The organism is Dokdonia sp. R86516 (genome assembly GCF_044596715.1).
Taxonomy (GTDB): domain Bacteria; phylum Bacteroidota; class Bacteroidia; order Flavobacteriales; family Flavobacteriaceae; genus Dokdonia.
The window spans coordinates 454,775-472,793 of sequence record NZ_CP138998.1 but is presented as its reverse complement, the minus strand read 5'-3'; the positions used below and the strand labels follow the sequence as shown (position 1 = coordinate 472,793).

General features: G+C 36.8%; 23 protein-coding genes. 10 read left to right on the top strand and 13 right to left on the bottom strand.

All coding sequences use genetic code 11. The annotated features are described in order from the left end of the window. Positions 1-5: 5 nt before the first annotated feature. The 9 genes from epsC to SJY23_RS02225 all read right to left on the bottom strand — a co-directional run bounded on the left by epsC (position 6) and on the right by SJY23_RS02225 (position 7,227). Positions 6-791, bottom strand: coding sequence for a serine O-acetyltransferase EpsC (epsC, locus tag SJY23_RS02265; protein ID WP_396597291.1), 786 nt, complete (start codon positions 789-791; stop codon positions 6-8). Between the two features lie 191 nt (positions 792-982). Next, positions 983-1,243 carry a DUF202 domain-containing protein gene (locus SJY23_RS02260; protein ID WP_035335795.1) on the bottom strand — a complete coding sequence of 87 codons (261 nt, stop codon included), beginning with the start codon at positions 1,241-1,243 and terminating at the stop codon, positions 983-985. Between the two features lie 3 nt (positions 1,244-1,246). Continuing rightward, positions 1,247-1,513, bottom strand: a complete 267-nt coding sequence (locus SJY23_RS02255; protein WP_035335796.1) for a heavy-metal-associated domain-containing protein — start codon at positions 1,511-1,513, stop codon at positions 1,247-1,249. A gap of 138 nt (positions 1,514-1,651) precedes the next feature. After that, positions 1,652-2,017 (bottom strand): rhodanese-like domain-containing protein, encoded by a 366-nt coding sequence (locus tag SJY23_RS02250; RefSeq protein ID WP_396597290.1) that lies wholly within the window; start codon positions 2,015-2,017, stop codon positions 1,652-1,654. Between the two features lie 227 nt (positions 2,018-2,244). Continuing rightward, on the bottom strand, positions 2,245-3,651 hold the full coding sequence (locus tag SJY23_RS02245) for a rhodanese-like domain-containing protein (protein WP_396597289.1): 1,407 nt from the start codon (positions 3,649-3,651) through the stop codon (positions 2,245-2,247). 158 nt (positions 3,652-3,809) lie between these two features. Next, on the bottom strand, positions 3,810-5,222 hold the full coding sequence (locus tag SJY23_RS02240) for a rhodanese-like domain-containing protein (RefSeq protein ID WP_396597288.1): 1,413 nt from the start codon (positions 5,220-5,222) through the stop codon (positions 3,810-3,812). A gap of 197 nt (positions 5,223-5,419) precedes the next feature. Continuing rightward, positions 5,420-6,232 (bottom strand): sulfite exporter TauE/SafE family protein, encoded by an 813-nt coding sequence (locus SJY23_RS02235; protein WP_396597287.1) that lies wholly within the window; start codon positions 6,230-6,232, stop codon positions 5,420-5,422. 75 nt (positions 6,233-6,307) lie between these two features. Further along, on the bottom strand, positions 6,308-6,940 hold the full coding sequence (locus SJY23_RS02230) for a Crp/Fnr family transcriptional regulator (protein WP_035335800.1): 633 nt from the start codon (positions 6,938-6,940) through the stop codon (positions 6,308-6,310). Further along, positions 6,940-7,227: a DUF983 domain-containing protein gene (locus SJY23_RS02225; RefSeq protein WP_225969284.1), complete on the bottom strand. Its 288-nt coding sequence runs from the start codon at positions 7,225-7,227 to the stop codon at positions 6,940-6,942. The genes SJY23_RS02230 and SJY23_RS02225 overlap by 1 nt, the downstream gene beginning before the upstream one ends. 388 nt (positions 7,228-7,615) lie before the next feature. Between SJY23_RS02225 and SJY23_RS02220 the strand changes: the two genes are divergently transcribed. The 6 genes from SJY23_RS02220 (at position 7,616) to SJY23_RS02195 (ending at position 10,937) form a co-directional block, all read left to right on the top strand. Continuing rightward, positions 7,616-7,834 carry a YgjV family protein gene (locus tag SJY23_RS02220; protein ID WP_013751230.1) on the top strand — a complete coding sequence of 73 codons (219 nt, stop codon included), beginning with the start codon at positions 7,616-7,618 and terminating at the stop codon, positions 7,832-7,834. A gap of 159 nt (positions 7,835-7,993) precedes the next feature. Continuing rightward, positions 7,994-8,218, top strand: a complete 225-nt coding sequence (locus SJY23_RS02215) for a hypothetical protein (RefSeq protein WP_013751231.1) — start codon at positions 7,994-7,996, stop codon at positions 8,216-8,218. A 62-nt stretch (positions 8,219-8,280) separates the two neighbouring features. Further along, on the top strand, positions 8,281-8,742 hold the full coding sequence (locus SJY23_RS02210) for an RNA methyltransferase (protein WP_396597286.1): 462 nt from the start codon (positions 8,281-8,283) through the stop codon (positions 8,740-8,742). A 139-nt stretch (positions 8,743-8,881) separates the two neighbouring features. Next, positions 8,882-9,766: a GTPase Era gene (era, locus tag SJY23_RS02205; RefSeq protein WP_035335803.1), complete on the top strand. Its 885-nt coding sequence runs from the start codon at positions 8,882-8,884 to the stop codon at positions 9,764-9,766. A gap of 61 nt (positions 9,767-9,827) precedes the next feature. Then, a complete protein-coding gene (locus SJY23_RS02200; protein WP_396597285.1) occupies positions 9,828-10,364 on the top strand; it encodes an RNA methyltransferase in 537 nt (178 codons plus the stop codon). 84 nt (positions 10,365-10,448) lie between these two features. Next, positions 10,449-10,937, top strand: coding sequence for a DUF4199 domain-containing protein (locus SJY23_RS02195; protein ID WP_035335805.1), 489 nt, complete (start codon positions 10,449-10,451; stop codon positions 10,935-10,937). 71 nt (positions 10,938-11,008) lie between these two features. Here the strand turns inward: SJY23_RS02195 and SJY23_RS02190 are convergent, their stop codons facing one another. After that, positions 11,009-11,572 carry a hypothetical protein gene (locus tag SJY23_RS02190; RefSeq protein ID WP_396597284.1) on the bottom strand — a complete coding sequence of 188 codons (564 nt, stop codon included), beginning with the start codon at positions 11,570-11,572 and terminating at the stop codon, positions 11,009-11,011. Positions 11,573-11,894: 322 nt separating this feature from the next. Between SJY23_RS02190 and rplU the strand changes: the two genes are divergently transcribed. The 3 genes from rplU (at position 11,895) to SJY23_RS02175 (ending at position 13,546) form a co-directional block, all read left to right on the top strand. Further along, positions 11,895-12,557, top strand: coding sequence for a 50S ribosomal protein L21 (rplU, locus tag SJY23_RS02185; protein WP_396597283.1), 663 nt, complete (start codon positions 11,895-11,897; stop codon positions 12,555-12,557). 40 nt (positions 12,558-12,597) lie between these two features. Then, a complete protein-coding gene (gene rpmA, locus SJY23_RS02180; RefSeq protein ID WP_013751238.1) occupies positions 12,598-12,858 on the top strand; it encodes a 50S ribosomal protein L27 in 261 nt (86 codons plus the stop codon). Between the two features lie 133 nt (positions 12,859-12,991). Further along, entirely contained in the window at positions 12,992-13,546 is a 555-nt protein-coding gene (locus SJY23_RS02175; RefSeq protein WP_396597282.1) for a hypothetical protein, read from the top strand. Here SJY23_RS02175 and SJY23_RS02170 read toward each other — a convergent pair whose 3' ends face one another. Next, positions 13,547-14,245: a DUF6503 family protein gene (locus tag SJY23_RS02170; protein WP_396597281.1), complete on the bottom strand. Its 699-nt coding sequence runs from the start codon at positions 14,243-14,245 to the stop codon at positions 13,547-13,549. 85 nt (positions 14,246-14,330) lie between these two features. Here SJY23_RS02170 and SJY23_RS02165 point away from each other — a divergent pair, with 85 nt between their 5' ends. After that, positions 14,331-14,963, top strand: coding sequence for a hypothetical protein (locus tag SJY23_RS02165; protein ID WP_396597280.1), 633 nt, complete (start codon positions 14,331-14,333; stop codon positions 14,961-14,963). A 73-nt stretch (positions 14,964-15,036) separates the two neighbouring features. Here the strand turns inward: SJY23_RS02165 and SJY23_RS02160 are convergent, their stop codons facing one another. Both SJY23_RS02160 and SJY23_RS02155 read right to left on the bottom strand, forming a co-directional pair. After that, entirely contained in the window at positions 15,037-16,557 is a 1,521-nt protein-coding gene (locus tag SJY23_RS02160) for a GH3 auxin-responsive promoter family protein (RefSeq protein ID WP_396597279.1), read from the bottom strand. Positions 16,558-16,707: 150 nt separating this feature from the next. Further along, a complete protein-coding gene (locus SJY23_RS02155) occupies positions 16,708-17,868 on the bottom strand; it encodes a M12 family metallopeptidase (RefSeq protein WP_396597278.1) in 1,161 nt (386 codons plus the stop codon). Positions 17,869-18,019 lie beyond the last annotated feature (151 nt).

Below are 18,019 nucleotides of genomic sequence, written 5' to 3'. Positions count from 1 at the left end.
CTTATTTATTTTTTATTGCGAATTTCTACTTTAGGATTGTGGAGTACTATAGAGTTTTGAGGTACTGTCTTTGTCACCCAAGTATTACCTCCTATGATACTATCTTTCCCTATAACTGTAATCCCACCTAGTATTGTTGCATTTGCATAAATCGTAACATTATCCTCAATGGTAGGGTGTCTTTTTATGCTCTTTAATTCCTTGTTTACCGTAAGTGCACCTAGGGTAACTCCTTGATATAGTTTTACATTATTATGTATTTCGGCAGTCTCTCCTATGACCACTCCGGTTCCGTGGTCAATAAAAAAGGATTCTCCTATTTGCGCTCCTGGATGAATATCTATACCCGTAAGCTGGTGTGCATATTCTGTCATTAGTCGTGGTATGAGTGGTAAACCTAACTCATAAAATTCTCTTGCCATTCTATAAATCGCAATAGCAAAAAATCCAGGATAGGCTAGGTACACTTCTTCTAGAGATTGTGCAGCGGGATCATTGCTATAAATAGCCTCTGCATCCTTTTTTAAACTACAAAAGAGCGTAGGTATTACGAGTGTAAAGTCATCCCATTTTTTACACGGACTACCTTTAATCTCTGGACAAGCAAGATCTCTTATGGTAATAAATAAGGCTTCAAGAGTCTCAAGAGTCTTTTCTGTATCAGTTCCATTATCAAACAGTGTGTTAAATAACAACTGTGTAAATCGTTGCGATTCTTGCTTCAACAAAATGGAAACTTTGATTTCCTTTTTCTGTTTATTGATAGATGTAATTAAATCGGTATAATTCATTTTTATATCTCGGTAGGTAATTATAAACATTAGTTAATGAAAAAGAGACAAAACTTATATTTTGTCTCATTTTTAACGCGTTTATGTAGGTCTATACGTTTTCTCCCTTCATCATTTTATTCCAGTATAAGTAGGGTAGCATGAATTTTTTAAGTGTCCAAAGCCTCTAGTGTTTATTACATTGTTAACTTTTAAGCTGCGTAATATCTTCTAATGCTTCTTTTTACATATAAGAAACGTATTAAGCCTATTAGAAACAGAGCAGGCGCTATAATGCTTAGCATAAAGCCTATCCACTTTATTTCTGTGAGAATGTCGAGTTTGATAATCGCTAGACCAGAACTCAAAAACACAATAAAGGTTCTAAAGTAGGCTAGAAAAGTACGCTCGTTTGCAAGTTTTGTTCTGTCTATCGCTAGTTTGTCAGTGAGTGATAGTGATAATTTTTTCATAAGTCATTTCATTTTTCCGGTAGCGCAACTTACAAAAGATTTTGCCTTAGAGAGCACTCCATTTTCATCTTCAATAGATGGGTAGCCTAATGACTTGAGCTTTTCTTTTACGCTTAATGCGTCTTCTGTACCTTGAGCAGTAAAGGAAACAGTAGCAGTTTCGGTGTCCACATGTACGTTTGATATATTGTCAAGTTCAGATATTTTTGATGTGATTGTTTTTGCACAACCACCGCATTTTAAGTTCTGTACTATAATTGATGTTTTCATAAGATATGTGTTGAGTAAATAATTATCTAAAGAGGCAGCTTGATGTAGGAGCCTTGTGAGTGGTATGTTACGCTTTCGCGAAAGCGTAATTAAAAAAATGTGATAGAATACGCCTGTTTTTAAACAGATGAATAAGCATTACTGCCAAGCCATAAATCCTCCCTTTAAGTCAAAAATCTGTTTGAATCCTAAGCTGTCTAAGGTTTTTGAAGCTTTCTTACTCCTGTTGCCAGATCTGCAGTAGATATAAACAGGCTCTTCTTTATTGTAAGAATTGAAAGCAGAAATGAAATTATTCTTATCAAAAATATCAATGTTTACAGCTTTCTGTATATGACCACTATCGAACTCATTCTTAGTTCTAACATCTACTAGCTGTACTTTTTTATTTGTGATAGCCGTTTTAAAATCTGCTGTATTAAGAACAGTGATATTGCTATTTTGTTGAGGCTTACTTCCAAAAAGGAATGATAATATGGACATAATAAGGATTATTTGTTTCATTGTTTTATTTATTAAAGATAGCTTTATAGCTCTCCACCGCCAGTAACTTAAGTTACATTTCATGTTAATTTAAAAACGAGATTATCAGTAATGATAACCTCGTTTTTTACTAACCAATCAATAAGACCATAGTCATCACTCTATGGAATGTCTTTGCTTTAATAGCAATTATTTTTATTGTCTCAAGAGCTATAGCGCTCATAGGGATACACTTGTTTTGTGATTTTCTAGAGCGTAGTAGGACAGACAAATTCTGACACCGGTGTCCCGGTTTCTTTAATATCTTTAAATCCACCTTTTACATCAATCAGATTGTGAATTCCTCTACTTTTTAAAATCGATGAGGCTATCATACTTCTATAACCTCCAGCACAGTGCACATAAAAAGGCTCATCTGGGAACTCGGCTAGATGATCGTTTAAGAAATCTAGTGGCGTGTTATTAGCCCCAATCACATGTTCTGATAGGTGCTCATTTTCTTTGCGCACATCAAAAACAGGCTTGTTACCTTTTTCTAATTCGTTTTTAAATGTAGTGGCTGTAATAGAGCTCACCGTATCGTATTCCATGGAAGCTTGCTTCCATGCAGTAAATCCTCCTTTTAGATATCCTAAGGTGTTGTCAAAACCTACACGAGATAATCTAGTAATCGTTTCTTTCTCTCTTCCTGGATCTGTAACTAACAATAAAGGTTGTTTTACATCTGCAATTAAAGCACCTACCCAAGGAGCAAAACTTCCATCTATACCTATAAAAATAGATCTAGGGATATGTCCTTTGGCAAATTCATCTTGATGACGCACGTCTAATACAATGGCTCCTGTCTCATTTGCCGCAGCTTCAAAAGCTTCTGGAGATAATGCCTGTGTGCCTCTTTTCAGAACTTCATCTATATCCTCATATCCTTCTTTATTCATTTTCACATTGAGAGGGAAGTATTGTGGTGGTGGTAGGAGGCCGTCTATAACTTCTGCTATAAATTCTTCCTTAGTCATATCTGCACGTAAAGCATAATTCATTTGCTTTTGATTCCCTAGTGTGTCTACCGTTTCTTTCATCATGTTCTTTCCGCAAGCAGATCCAGCTCCGTGAGCAGGGTATACCGTAACGTCATCTGCTAGCGGCATAATTTTATTGCGTAAGCTATCATAAAGAAAACCTGCGAGATCTTTTTCTGTGAGTTCGCCCATTTTTTGAGCAAGATCTGGTCTTCCCACGTCGCCTAGAAATAAGGTGTCTCCACTAAATATCGCATGATCCTTCCCGTCTTTATCTCTAAGAAGATATGTGGTGCTTTCCATTGTATGACCAGGCGTGTGCAAGGATACAATAGTGACATCTCCTAGTGGAAATTCTTGTCTATCTGTTGCTATAATAGCATCAAAGCTTGGGTTTGCATTTGGTCCAAACACAATAGGAGCACCTGTCGCCTTAGATAAGGTTACGTGACCACTTACAAAGTCTGCATGAAAATGAGTTTCAAAAATATATTTGATTTTTGCATCATCTTGTTTTGCCCTATTTAAATATGGCGTTACCTCTCTTAAAGGGTCAATGATAGCTACTTCACCATTACTTTCAATGTAATAAGCTCCTTGAGCTAGACAACCAGTATATATTTGTTCAACGTTCATAAGTATATTTTTTTACGCTTTCGCGAAAGCGGACTCAACTATTAATAATGTAAAATTACCTAATAGGAGTAATTGCTACAGTAACTTAGGTTACAGAGGGAAAAATAAATAGAGCTCTTACCATTATAAGGGTGATAGCTCTTCAAATAAATAGCCGGTTATAACAGAGTGGTAGGGCATACATACTCAGACCTAGGAACCGTAGTCCCTGTAATTTGAGCAAAACCACCTCGTACGTCGCTGAAATCTTGCCAGCCGCGTTGCTTTAAAATAGAAGCAGCAATCATACTTCTATATCCTCCGGCGCAGTGAAGAATGAAAGGCTTGTTTTTTGGGAATTGTGCGAGATGCTGGTTAATTTCATTGAGAGGCACGTTAATAGCCCCGAGTAGGTGTTCTGACGAGAATTCACTCTTTTTACGTACATCAAAAACAAGAGGTTGTCCCATTTTATATTCGGCTTCTAGCTGTTGAGGTGAAATACGAGTGATTGTTTCAAAATCTTTGCCGCTCTCTTTCCATGAGGAGAAGCTATTTTTTAAGAAACCAATAGTAAAATCATAACCTACACGAGAAAGTCTAGTAATCGTTTCCTCTTCTTTGCCTGGATCTGTAATTAATAAAATTTCTTGTTTTACGTCAGGAATCATTTCTCCTACCCATTGTGCAAAATTACCGTCTAGGCCTATGTTTATGCTGTTAGGTATAAAACCCTCTGCAAAGACTTCGGCATCGCGAGTATCTAGCATAAGTGCACCTGTTTCATTTGCTATTATTTCAAAGGCTTCTGGATCAAGTGGCTTAGTTGCACGATCCATAATAGTGTCTAAGCTTTCATATCCTTTAATGTTCATCAAGACATTTTGTGGGAAGTATCCAGGAGGTGCGGTAAGTCCAGTAAGTACAGCTTTTATAAACTCATCTTTAGACATTTCCTGAAGTGCATAATTGAATTTTTTCTGATTACCTAAGGTGTCTGTGGTTTCCTTACTCATCATTTTACCACAAGCAGATCCAGCACCATGATTAGGGTACACAATAAGATTGTCATCTAGGGGCATTATTTTGTTTCTCAAAGAGTGGTACAAGTGACCAGCGAGTTTTTCTTCTGTGAGGTCAGACACTACATGCTGCGCTAGATCTGGACGACCTACATCACCTATAAAGAGTGTGTCTCCAGTTATAATACCGTGCTCGTTTCCTAGTTGGTCTATGAGAAGGTAGGTTGTGCTCTCCATGGTATGACCAGGAGTATGGATAACTTTAACTTTATAATTGCCTACCTCAAAAATTTGACCATCTGTTGCTGTAATAGCATCATAAGCGGGTTTTGCTTCGGGACCAAAAACAATATCTGCTCCTGTTTTTTTACGTAAATCAAGGTGGCCACTTACAAAGTCTGCATGAAAATGTGTTTCAAAAACATACTTGATTGTAGCATTATCTATTTGTGCACGTTCTATATATGGTTGCACCTCTCTTAAAGGGTCAAAGACAGCAGCTTCTCCGTTACTTTCGATATAATATGCTGCATGAGCAATGCATCCTGTATAAATTTGTTCTACTTTCATTTTATGTGGATTTTTAAATTACAACAACATAAAAGTAAGCAGTCATTTCAAGTATGTAGGTTACTTAAGTTACACAAATGTAGATAGTTTATAAACTATGATATTTGTCATGTTATGTCTTGGTAGCGACAAGTGTTCTCACAAAAAAGGCTATTTCTAATAGTAAGAAATAGCCTTTTTTGTAATTTTTATTCTCTTTAGTGTTTTACAAAAAACTCCATGTAAAAAATGAATATTGCCATTACAAATATAAAGTAGCCAAAACCTCTTTTTAATTTATTTCCATCTATAAAATTACTGAGGTAACTGCCTATAAAAATCCCTGCAAATGATATACTTGTGAATATGGAAAGAAATAACCAGTCTATATCCATGGTTAAGGCATCTCCTAGAAAGAAGCCCATCAATGATTTAAAAGCGATAATGATTAAAGAAGTACCTACGGCAACTTTCATTTCTACATTTGCTAGTATAACGAGAGCGGGAATGATGAGAAAACCTCCTCCAGCGCCTATCATTCCAGTAATACCTCCTACGATGAGGCCTTCTATTAAAATAAGTGGGTAATTGTAAGTGACAGTGCCATCTCCCTTTTGTTTATTATCCTTTCTTTTTTTGAGCATAGAAAAGGCTGCAGGAATCATGAGGATTGCAAAGAGTCCAAACATTGCCATCCTACGAGTAAATTCAAAATCACCTGTGGTAAATAAAATATCTGGTAATGCAGGTACTACGTAGTGTCTCACAACGGTAACTCCCACAATAGCGGGTAGTCCAAAAACAATTGCTGTTCTCCAGTCTACATAGCCTTTGAGATGTTGTTTAAAACCACCTACGAGGGCACTTGCTCCTACAATGAATAAAGAATATGCAGTGGCGATTTTTTCATTTACAGAAAATAAGTAAGCAAGTACTGGGACAGCGAGTATAGAACCACCACCACCTATTAGACCTAAAGAAATGCCGATGATCAAGGCGCTTATATATCCAAGTATTTCTAGTATCTCCATTATGAGCTTCTTTGTATTGAGAAGCAAAAATAGACTTGCAATATATACCTAGGTGTAACCCAAGTTACTTAAGGGCTATAAATTTATAATTTGAATGTTATTTCTGTGGAGTTCGATTTTGCCTAAGTTTTCGAGCTTCTTGAGAAGTCTTGATACCACTACTCTTGAGGTGTGTAATTCATAAGCAATCTCTTGATGCGTATTATGAATAATTTGCTCATCGTTTACTCTAGCCTTTTCTTTCAAGTAGTTTAAAAGGCGTTCATCCATATTGTCAAATGCGATACTGTCAAGAGTTTGTAATAGCTCGTTAAGGCGGTTATGATAACTCTCAAACACAAAATTTCTCCAAGACTTATATTTAGCCGTCCATTCTTCCATTTTTTGAACGGGTACCATAATGAGCTTGGTGTCTGTCTCTGCAATGGCTCGTATTTCACTTTTAGTTTGCCCCATGCAGCAGGTCATTGTCATAGAGCAGGTATCTCCTTTTTCTAGATAGTAGAGTAGGAGTTCGTCACCATTTTTATCTTCTCTCAGTACCTTTATCACTCCAGAGACCAGTAGAGGCATGCCTTTTACATAACTGCCTATTTCCATGAGTTTAAATCCTGCGGGAACTTCTTTGTAAGTTCCTACTTGGAGTATCTCATTAATAAGCACATCTTCAAAGAGATGACCGTAGCTCGTTTTTAATTCTTGAATCATTATTCGGCTTTTTTGAGAATGTTAGGGTCGTATTTAAAAAAGAAATGAGCCCAAATCGACTTTGATACAGCGCCAATGTAAGGCATCGTCAAGATAAGAGCAATCACAATACTGGTTAAAATACCTGTAGGGCCAAAATCTAAACCAAAAATAAGAGATAAAACATAAACGGCCACAGCAACCGCAATACCAACTCCATATGAAACATACATAGAGCCAGTATAAAAACTAGGTTCTATGCTATATTTTAATTGACATTTGGGGCAGTTCTTTTTAACCTTATTCATATTAGATAGCTTATAAGGATGTGCTTCAAGAAATTCGCCTTCTCTGCATTGAGGACATTTTAAAAATAAGATGCTATATACTATCGATTTACCCATATATAATTCAATTTTATGTAAAATTAATAGTATTAAAATATGCTCACAGTAACTTATGTTACAAAGCGAAATCAAAAAATGTAATTACAAAATGCCAAACCGAATGTAACTGGCAAATTTTAAAGGTGTTTCTAGGTGTAATGGTATGATTGTCTATCAATTAGTTTTAGTCAAGGTGTTTGATAGGTGTAGTGAAAAGAAGTAGCCTTTTTAAATTTGTGACGGACGAGATTGTAAAGTATCTTCGCGCGTTCATGTCAGTACGCGTTACGTGCTAAAACAATAAAAAATAATGGAAATCAATCCTACAGAAATTGTCGGTTATCTAGCAAGTCTTTTTGTATTGCTATCATTTTTAAATAAAGATTTACGCAAGTTGCGTATTGTAAACTCTATAGGCTGTGCATTATTTGTAACGTATGGAGTGTTATTAGGTAGTATTCCTATCATTATTACTAATCTTGCAATACTATTTGTAAACGGATATTATCTCTTTGTAAAGAAGGATTAATGTATCTCTCTGTTTTACAGTGCTTATCGTGAGTGAGGAGAGCCATAGTTTAATTTATGCTTTTTGATTCTACAAATGAATATTGCTAAACATAAATTTGCATAAATCCTTGTAAATTAGTATGAGTTCGCTTATATTCGCCAAAATTTGAAATACTGTATGAAATTAATGGAAGAAGCGGTGGCTTTTGAAAATGCTTCAATGAGCAATATGTCCACCAGTGATCGCGTTGCTGCTTCAAGAGAGGCAAAACGACTCATTCTTGCACTGAATGAGATTTTTAAAGAGACAAAAGACTCTGAAATAATGGATGCTATGAAGCGTCTCACCGAAAAGAAAAAAAAGATAGAAAAACGCTTGAAGGGTAGACCTGATAGTATGTAAAATAAAAGAGGCCTCACTTGTGACGGTCTCTTTTTTATTGAACCCCTTTTAAGCGTGTGGCTATGCAACCAGACAACTTTACAAACGAATTTTTTGGGATTGGGATACAGAATGGTAAGACACCAGAAAACTTGGGTGTTTTGTGGCGCTCTGCTCAAAACCTAGGAGCCAGTTTTATTTTTACCATCGGTAATCGATATGCTAAGCAGGCGAGCGATACTCACAATGCTGTAAAGTCGATGCCGTATTATCATTACGATACTTTTGAGGATTTTTTTAAACACCTTCCTAAGGGTGTGCGTATTGTAGGTGTAGAGCTAGATGATCGTGCTGAGATGCTTGAAACCTTTCATCACCCGCGGCGTTGTGTTTACTTACTTGGTGCCGAAGACAATGGTCTTACTAACGAGGCAATTGCAAAGTCGCATTTTCTTATAAAATTCCCTTCTACCTTAAGTCTCAATGTTGCAGTGGCGGGAAGTATCGTACTTTACGATAGGACTAGGATAAAGCCTAGATCTTGATGCATTACGCTTTCGCGAAAGCGTACTTAAGCAATTTTCAAAACTCTTATCCTATAATTATTAATCTATAACCGCAGTTCTCGCTTGGTAGCGAGTGCAGCGAGGCAAATTAAAGTATCTTTGCCTAAAATAAAGTATTATGTCTCATAAAGCAGGATTTGTAAACATCATCGGTAACCCTAATGTGGGTAAAAGTACGCTTATGAATGCCTTCGTAGGCGAGCGTCTTAGTATCATTACTTCAAAAGCACAAACTACGCGTCACCGTATTCTAGGTATTGTAAACGGTGAAGATTTTCAGATGTTATTAAGTGATACACCTGGTATTATCAAACCGGCATATGAGTTGCAGGCGTCTATGATGGACTTTGTAAAAAGTGCCTTTGAAGATGCAGATGTGCTTTTATATATCGTCGAGCTCGGTGAAAAAGAGCTTAAAGATGAGGCATTCTTTAATAAAATACGAGGCTCAAAAATCCCTGTTTTATTGCTTATTAATAAGATAGATAAAGGAAATGAGGAGCTACTAGGAGAGGCATTAAAGTTATGGTCTGAAAAGGTTCCTAATGCTGAGGTATTTGCCATTTCTGCCCTAGAGAGCTTTGGAGTGCCGCAGGTGTTTAATAGAATTATTGAGCTTTTACCAGAGTCCCCACCTTTTTACCCTAAGGATCAACTTACAGATAAGCCTGAGCGCTTTTTTGTAAACGAGATCATCCGTGAGAAAATCTTAATGCACTATAAAAAGGAAATCCCTTATGCGGTAGAGATTGATACCGAAGATTTCTTTGAAGAGGATGAAATTATACGCATGCGATCTGTAATTATGGTAGAGCGTGACAGTCAGAAAGGTATTATTATTGGTCATAAAGGTAGTGCGCTTAAGAGAATAGGTGTAGAGGCTAGAAAGGATTTACAGAAATTCTTTGGTAAGCAAGTACATATAGAGCTCTACGTAAAAGTAAATAAGAACTGGAGGAGTAACTCTAACCAGCTTAAACGTTTTGGTTATAACCAGAAATAATATAAGTGCGCTTTCGCGAAAGCGTAAGTTTATAAAGTATTACGGCTACACCAACTGACACATGAATAGGAAACTTAAAAATAGCGAACTCAACCGAAAATCTGTTGCCGACTTTAAGGAAGCAGAAAAGACGCCTATAATTATTGTACTTGATAATATACGTAGTCTTAATAACGTGGGGTCTGTATTCCGAACTGCAGATGCTTTTTTGATAGAGAAAATATATCTCTGTGGTATTACTGCAACGCCACCGCATCGAGATATACAAAAGACAGCGCTAGGAGCTACCGATACTGTTACTTGGGAGTATGCCGAAGATAGCGTTGCTCTTGTACAACAATTAAAGAAAGACGGTGTTCATGTCTGTGCGATAGAGCAAGCAGAGGGAGCAGTGATGCTTGATAAATTTATGCCTATTACAGGCGAGAAGTATGCCGTTGTTTTTGGTAATGAAGTAAAGGGTGTTCAGCAAGAAATCGTGTCCTTAAGTGACACGGTAATTGAAATTCCGCAAGTGGGAACTAAGCATTCTCTTAATATTTCTGTGAGTGCTGGAGTAGTTATCTGGGACTTGTTCAGCAAGTTAGGTGTTTCTTAATGGTTTGTTAAGCTGTTATTTAACAGTGAGTTAAGATTGTGTCTTTTTATTTTGTTTATCTTTATTAAATAAAAACTAAACAAGATGTCAAAATTCACAATGCCAATCAGATTTGCTTTTGCAATGAGCGGAGGCCTCATAGCGTACTTCTTAGTACTTTCTCTTTTTAACTTACATACTAATATTTTATTCTCGCTTTTTAATGGAGTGATTGTAGGTTTTGGTATTTACGAGGTTATAAAATACACGAAGATTAAAAACGAATCAAAGTTTACCTACTCGCAGGGTCTTACTAATGGGGTGGTCTCAGGATTTGTAGCCACTATATTATTTACAGGATTTTTTGCGCTATATGCGGGTAATATAAATCCAGAATTTTTAGATGGATTGATAGGCCCATGGGAGCAAACATATAATACAAGTATAGGCTCTGTTGTGTTTACAGTAGCGATTGCAGGTTTTGCAACTGCAGTGTGCTTGTCACTTTGCTTCATGCAATTATTTAAACCAAGCTGGAATACAGAAGGAACTAAGAAAGTTCTAAAAGATAGAGGTAACTCTGTAAGAGCTTAATTTACGCCCATGCAATAAAATAACAAAAACCGCCAATTGGCGGTTTTTTTATGGTTCTATGCTAGAAGGCTCTAGTTTACTCTAGCGTAGGTTTGTACTACGTTTATTGTATAAGACAGTCCGTCTACTCCTAAATTTTGTTCCTCATTAAATCTTAGCTCTAACGTTGTTTCGTTCAGAGTTTCAATAGTAAAAGAAGGTTCTATGTCTGCTTGGATAATTTGAAGATCTCCAGCTGCAATGAGTTGTTCTCCTTCAAAAGTAAGTTGATCACCGTCTAAAGTCCATTCAGCCTGTTCGTCGTTAGTTGTAATAGTTTGGGTTTCTGTAGACACATTCCCATTTATATCTGATGTAATTGTTTCATCGTAAGTTCCATTTGCAGAAAATGTATTGTCGTTATTAAATACAACGGTAAAGTCAAAGTTAGATCCAGTTGATGTGATTGTTGCATCTACTTCATTGCCTTGTGCACTACCACTAAAGCTGATTTCTTGAGATGTTGCTGTAAGTGACCAGGTGCCTATCAGATTTTCTTCACTTACATTGTTGCTTCCACCATCATCATCTGTAGAACAAGATGCGAGGGTGAATGTTATTACGATTAATGTGATGATTGATTTTAAATGTTTCATTTTTAATTGATTAGTTAAGTGGGCGAAAATATATCTACAATAGTTAAGAGGCAAGCAATTACATTAAAACATTCGATATTTATAGATTTATGAAGTTTATGACGTTTTCTAGGGTCAATAAATTGATTTTTTATTGCTCAGTTTTGAAGGTGTTGTAGGTTGTGTTTTAATATTTTGTAATAATTTCTAGAGAGGACTGGTATTATTATGTAAAAACAAATGATGCTTATTGTAAATCTGAAGATAAGTAGTATATTTGCACCCGCTTAAACTGAGAGGTTTGGGCTATTATTAGTGTAATAACAATATTTAATTAATCGCTATGTACGCAATTGTAGAGATAGCAGGGCAGCAATTTAAAGTTGCAAAAGACCAAAAAGTCTTTGTTAACCGCCTATCTACCGAAGAAGGAAAAAAAGTCGATTTCGACAAAGTACTTTTGGTAGGAGACGGATCTAACATCACTTTAGGCGCCCCAGCTATAGACGGAGCTCTAGTAGGAGCAAAAGTCTTAAGACACCTTAAGGGTGACAAAGTAATCGTTTTCAAGAAGAAAAGACGTAAAGGATACCGTGTAAAAAACGGACACCGCCAGTCACTTACTGAAATCGTAATTGAAAGTATCGCTACTTCTGGAGCTAAGAAAGCTGCTCCAAAGAAAGAAGAGAAAAAAGCTGAGCCTAAAGCTGCTGCTCCTGCAAAGGAAGCTGCTCCTAAAGCTACTGCAAAAAAATCTTCTAAAGCAGACGATCTTAAGAAAGTAGAAGGAATCGGACCAAAAATCGCATCAACTCTTGTTGAAGCTGGTATCGATACATTCGAAAAACTTGCAAAAACTGACGCTGCTAAGATTTCTGAAATCATCGCAGGTGTACGTGGAAACCACGTAACTGACACATGGCCAGCACAAGCACAAATGGCTGCAGATGGTAAGTGGGATGAGCTTAAGAAATGGCAAGACGAATTAGACGGTGGTAAAGCTTAATTGCTATACTATCAAGTATAACTTATAAAACCGAAACAAGATGGCTCACAAAAAAGGAGTTGGTAGTTCTAAAAACGGTCGTGAATCAGAATCGAAACGCTTAGGTGTTAAGATCTTTGGAGGACAAGCTGCAATCGCAGGGAACATCATCGTACGTCAAAGAGGTAATACGCATCACCCAGGTGAGAACGTATACGGAGGGAAAGATCACACACTACACGCAAGAGTAGATGGTGTTGTAAAATTCCAGAAGAAAAGAGACAACAAATCTTACGTTTCTATCGTGCCTTTTGAGGCATAATAAACGAGGATAATTTCTCAATTATTATATGAAACCCTTACCGAAATTCGGTAAGGGTTTTTGTGCTTGCACCTATCTTAATGGGAGCGGGGTTTTTGGTATATTGTTTGATGTTTTGTCTAAAACACATGAAATGAGGTATTTGTTAGGGTTACTCTGTTTAGTTATTTTACAATCTTGCTTTCCAGTAGCAATAGCTCCTGATTTGAGTAATGGATCCATTAAAAAAGCAAAAAAGTTCAATAAAAAGCTACCTAAAAGATATTCGTACATTTTTACAGACCCAAAAGCTGCCGATGAGTTTTATACCTACGTAAATACAAAGTATGACCTAAAGCACAATTACGTAGAAGATAATGTCCCAGTAGTCCTGGATGGAAATAATTATTACGTCTCGTTTTATGAAGTAAGTAAAAACACTAAAACTGTTAACTTACTTAGGCCTATGGCTAATAAAATCATGGAAGAAAACGGAGTTCCAGCCATATTTAATGATGATCCTGTAAGAGATTATGGCGATACGTGGTATATCGCTTTACTTATCTCAGACGAGGAGTTTAATGATGGTCTTAATCCATCTTATGCAAATTTTGCAAGGGTAGAAGAGTTTGCTTCCTCATTGCACAAAGAATATTATAGTATGCGCAACTATAAGCAGGCTATTTTGACCGTGCAAAAGGATAAGTGATTAATCTTTTATAAGTATATCTGTTCCTAAGTATCCATCATCCTTGTTGTAATACCAAGCTCGATTTTTCGGCATTTTAATTCCTTCTATGACTGCTATGTCATTAAGAAGAATATACTCGCCTGTAGTCTCATCTGTGCCTTTGAAAAATTGATATACTTCTAGAGCATACGTAGATGGGTTAAAGTAAAATTGCCAAACATCTGAACCTACAGCTTCGTCATAGGTCACTTTTACCACGATGTACTTTTTTCCCTTGAAAGTGATGTTTTTAACCGTAGGATCTATCTGAGTACCTGGATCATTAAGCTTCATAGCAAGCCCGTATAAGTAGGAGTAGTAATCCCGATACATTCTTGTTCTCTCGCACTCATCGCTATCGGTGGTAGTGGTGATGACTTCTTCAGCTTCAGCTGTATATTTACAGGTATCATTACTTATCTCTCTAAATGATGTGTCACCATCTTGTTCTGTGGTGAGATTAAAATATTCATTTGGAATGTCTAGTGTAATGACACTTTTTCTAGCAGCCTTTTCAGGCATTTCAAGTGACAAGGTGAATTCTCCTTTAAATGTTTGCCAGTGACCATTTGGATCGTGGTATGCTATAGACTTTTTAATGATTTCAGTACCTGTGACTGGTCTTAATGATTGTGCGTGTGCTAAGTCCGCTTTCGCGAAAGCGAGACAAAAAAACAATACTCGTTATTAATAATTTTTTCATACCTATGTTTTGAAGATGAAGATATACATTGCTTTTTGGATTATCCTAACTAACTTTAGTATGCTCTTAACAGCACAGGGAGAAGATAAACCTTACTTTAAAAGCATGATAGAGAAAGATGTAATACCTACTGAAGATGCGGTTCTCAATCTTGAGAATAAAGTAATCCCCAAAGAAATATATGATGAAGCCATTCTTGCTTTAGAACACTATCCAGAGTTGTGGAATACTGCAATTACTTTTCAATTTAAAGATAACATAAAGAAATCTACCATGCAGGCGCAACCGCGATGGGCAAGCTTCTTGAAGTCTCGTAAAAAGCGTGAGTATATCATTCTTATATCAAGAACAATACAAATTGACCAAGATGAACTTAATTTTTCTGAAGTGCCCAGTGATGTGGTTACTGGATGGCTAGGGCATGAGCTTGGTCATGTGATGGATTATAGAGAACGTTCTGGGTTTGCGATGTTGGTTTTTGGGCTGAAGTATTTGTATTCTGGCGCTCATATTAAAGAAGTAGAGCGCACGGCAGATGTATATGCCATTACTCATGGAATGGGTACTTATATCTTAAAAACTAAAAACTTTATTCTAGATCACGCAAATATCTCTGAGGCTTACAAAGAACGTCTGCGTAGTCTATATATGTCTCCAGAGGAAGTGATGCATTTATTAGAAGAGCAGCATTAAGCTTTAGTCTAAGTATATGAGAAACGGCTATAACTTTAAAGTTATAGCCGTTTCTTAGTTTGTAAAGTTGTAGTTATTGTTTTGACACAAAGTCTTCAAAGGCTTTAAACTTCTCTTCATCCATCACTTTTTCCATTTTTACCTGGCCTCCTTTTTTCTTGTTTTGACCACTCCATTCGTGGAAAATATTAGGGTTCATTGTGGTGACTTTTACTCCTTTAAGAGATTTTCCTCTTGCGACTTTGTAATTCTTATTTGCTTCTTTTAAACTTTTATCTAGAGCTTCTGCAAGTTTGCTTTCATTTGTAGTCGCCGTAGTGCCTAGATACCAACAGTGATAAAACTCTCCGTCTATCTTTTTTGCACTTAATGTGAACTCAGGTATTTTAATATCAAATTGTTCTTCAAGTTCTCTTAAGGCTGTTTCCATTTTATTCACAGAAAGTTGAGAGCCTACTACATTTAAGAAAAACTTAGTACGTCCTGTTATTTTGATCTCTGCTCTTTCAACATCAGTAAATGCGATGGTGTCGCCTATGAGATATCTCCATGCGCCAGAGACCGTACTTATTATAAGCACATAATCTACGTCTGTTTCTACTTCTTTTAATGTAAGAGATGGTGCATCTTGTGATAGTGAGCCATCATTATTAATATACTCAGGTGTAAAGGGTACAAATTCAAAGTAAATACCAGCATTTGTAGAAAGCTTCATGGCAGTTGTCTCTGGCCTGCTCTGGTAAGCCATAAATCCTTCTGATGCAAGGTAAGTGTCGATTACAGTAATATCTCTACCTAGGAGCTGTCTAAAGCTCTTCTCATAAGGCTTGAAAGCAACGCCTCCACTCGTGAAAACTCGTAGGTTAGGCCAGATCTCATGTATATTATTTACACCATGGTATGCGATAACTTCTTTAAGCATAAGTTCCATCCACGATGGGATACCACTTAGTGCGCCTATGTCCCATGTTTTTGCTCTCTCTGCAATAGTTTTTACACGTTCGTCCCAGTTTTCTATTTTAGCAATATCTTCTCCAGGCTTGTAGAATCCTTTAAACCAAAACGGAATATTACTAGCTGTAATACCACTTATTTCGCCTTCTAAGAATTCATCATTTTCATTAAGATCTGTAGAGCTTCCCAATGCCATTACTTCCTTGTCAAAAAAATCTGTTGGTAGGTTATAATGCGCTAGGGCAGATACTTGAGCAAGACTGGTGCTTCTTATGGCAGCAATCATTTCTTCAGTGACTGGAATTCTTTTGCTCGTTTTTCCAGTAGTACCACTAGAAAGTGCAAAGTAGTGAGGTTTTCCAGGCCATGTTATATCTTCTAATCCATGTTTTATGCGATCCCACCACATACTGTCCATCTGGTTATAATCGTGGTAAGGAACCATTTTTGAAAATGCAGCTGCTTGATCTTCTTCTTCTAGTAGTTGAGAAAACCCATAATACTTTCCAAAGGCAGTATCCTTTGCAGTATTCAGAATATCTGCTAGAACCTGTTCCTGCTCTTGAATAGGATTAATGTCTGAGGATAATGTATCCTTTAAGTCAATTGCACTTTTTATTATAGATCCTAGAATTGCCATGGTTGTGGTTGTTTTTACAAATATGTTAAATCTCACTATAAAGTTAATATAGATTGTAGCAAGTTTAACCCGATGTTAAGGAAGAATTGTGAAAAGAAATAGCCACTCTTTGCAGAGTGGCTATTGATGTTGTTAGATATTTATGAAAGCCTAACCACAGTCACCTATACGATCCCAGCTAGTTGATAAACGTTCATAAAGTCCGCCTTGGTAGGTCACAAAATCACCTACACTATAACTTTGATTACCATTGTATGCTGGCACACCTTCGCATATATCTGCTGGCGGTTGATTGCTTCCGCAAGGACCTAGGTTTGTCCAACCTCCATTTACACGTTCATAAAGATTGCCTTGGTAAGTCACTTGATTGCCTATAGTATAATTTGTGTTGCTATTGTATGCAGCTACACCATCGCAAATGTCTCCACTATTGCCTCCGTCGCCACCATCACCTGGGTACATGATATTGATGCCAGTAATATCTCCATTAGAGAGTGCTGTGCGGTTTGTAGTATATGTGGAACCATCTTTTTTTGTGATGGTAGGTTGGCCATTTTTGCTAAAAGCAAAAGAGCTATAAAGCATTACAGAATTAAAGTCAAGCTGGGCTGTATATTCTGTTCCATCTTGTCCTTGTGCAACATATGTTAGAAAGTTATAATCCACTCCATCTTGTACATTGTTTAGGTTGATGGTGAGGTAGTCGTCACGATCTGCGCGACTTTGTTCGTGCCATAAACCTACGGCGTGACCTATTTCATGAATGGTGCTACCCGTAGAGCAAGCGCTTGCAAGTGTAATGTCTTGGCGACCGCCTATTCTTCCTACATATGAAGAACAACCGCTACCAGGAGTGAAATACACGTAGTCCGATTGGTTTGTGCGTTGTACAAAACGTACAGAAGTGCTCGCTTCCCAGTTTGCTATGGCATTTGTAACACGAGCTTGATTAGGAAGACTAGGATTTATAGCATAATACACGGTGTTGTTTGCCCATCTACCTCCAGTGCGTCCAGTGCTACGAGTAGCATCCGTGCTTTCTTGTAGTTGATTTTTTGAGAAGATTATATCTCCTTCAAAGACATAGGTGTCGTTTATAGTCGCGACTTCTAGACTATGTAATCCGTAAAATAGATTTTGTGATTGTCCTTTTTGACCTGGGAAAGCTTCTTCTGCTTTCTCAATGTCATTTGATTGGATTTCTACAGTGGTGTTTTCTGCTTCGCTGATTTCATTAATGTCTTCTTTCTCACAAGAATTAAAAAGACATAATGATAAGGCACAGGCGACTGCTAGATGAAAATTTTTCATAATTGGATTTTAAATTAAAAAGGTTAATTCCAAAATCACTTATCGCGGCCGCAGAAAGTTGTCTTGAATGTTTGTATGAATACAGTAAAAAAATACTGTAATGGTTACAAATATTTAAACGTGAGAAAATTCTTATTGGATTATATGAATT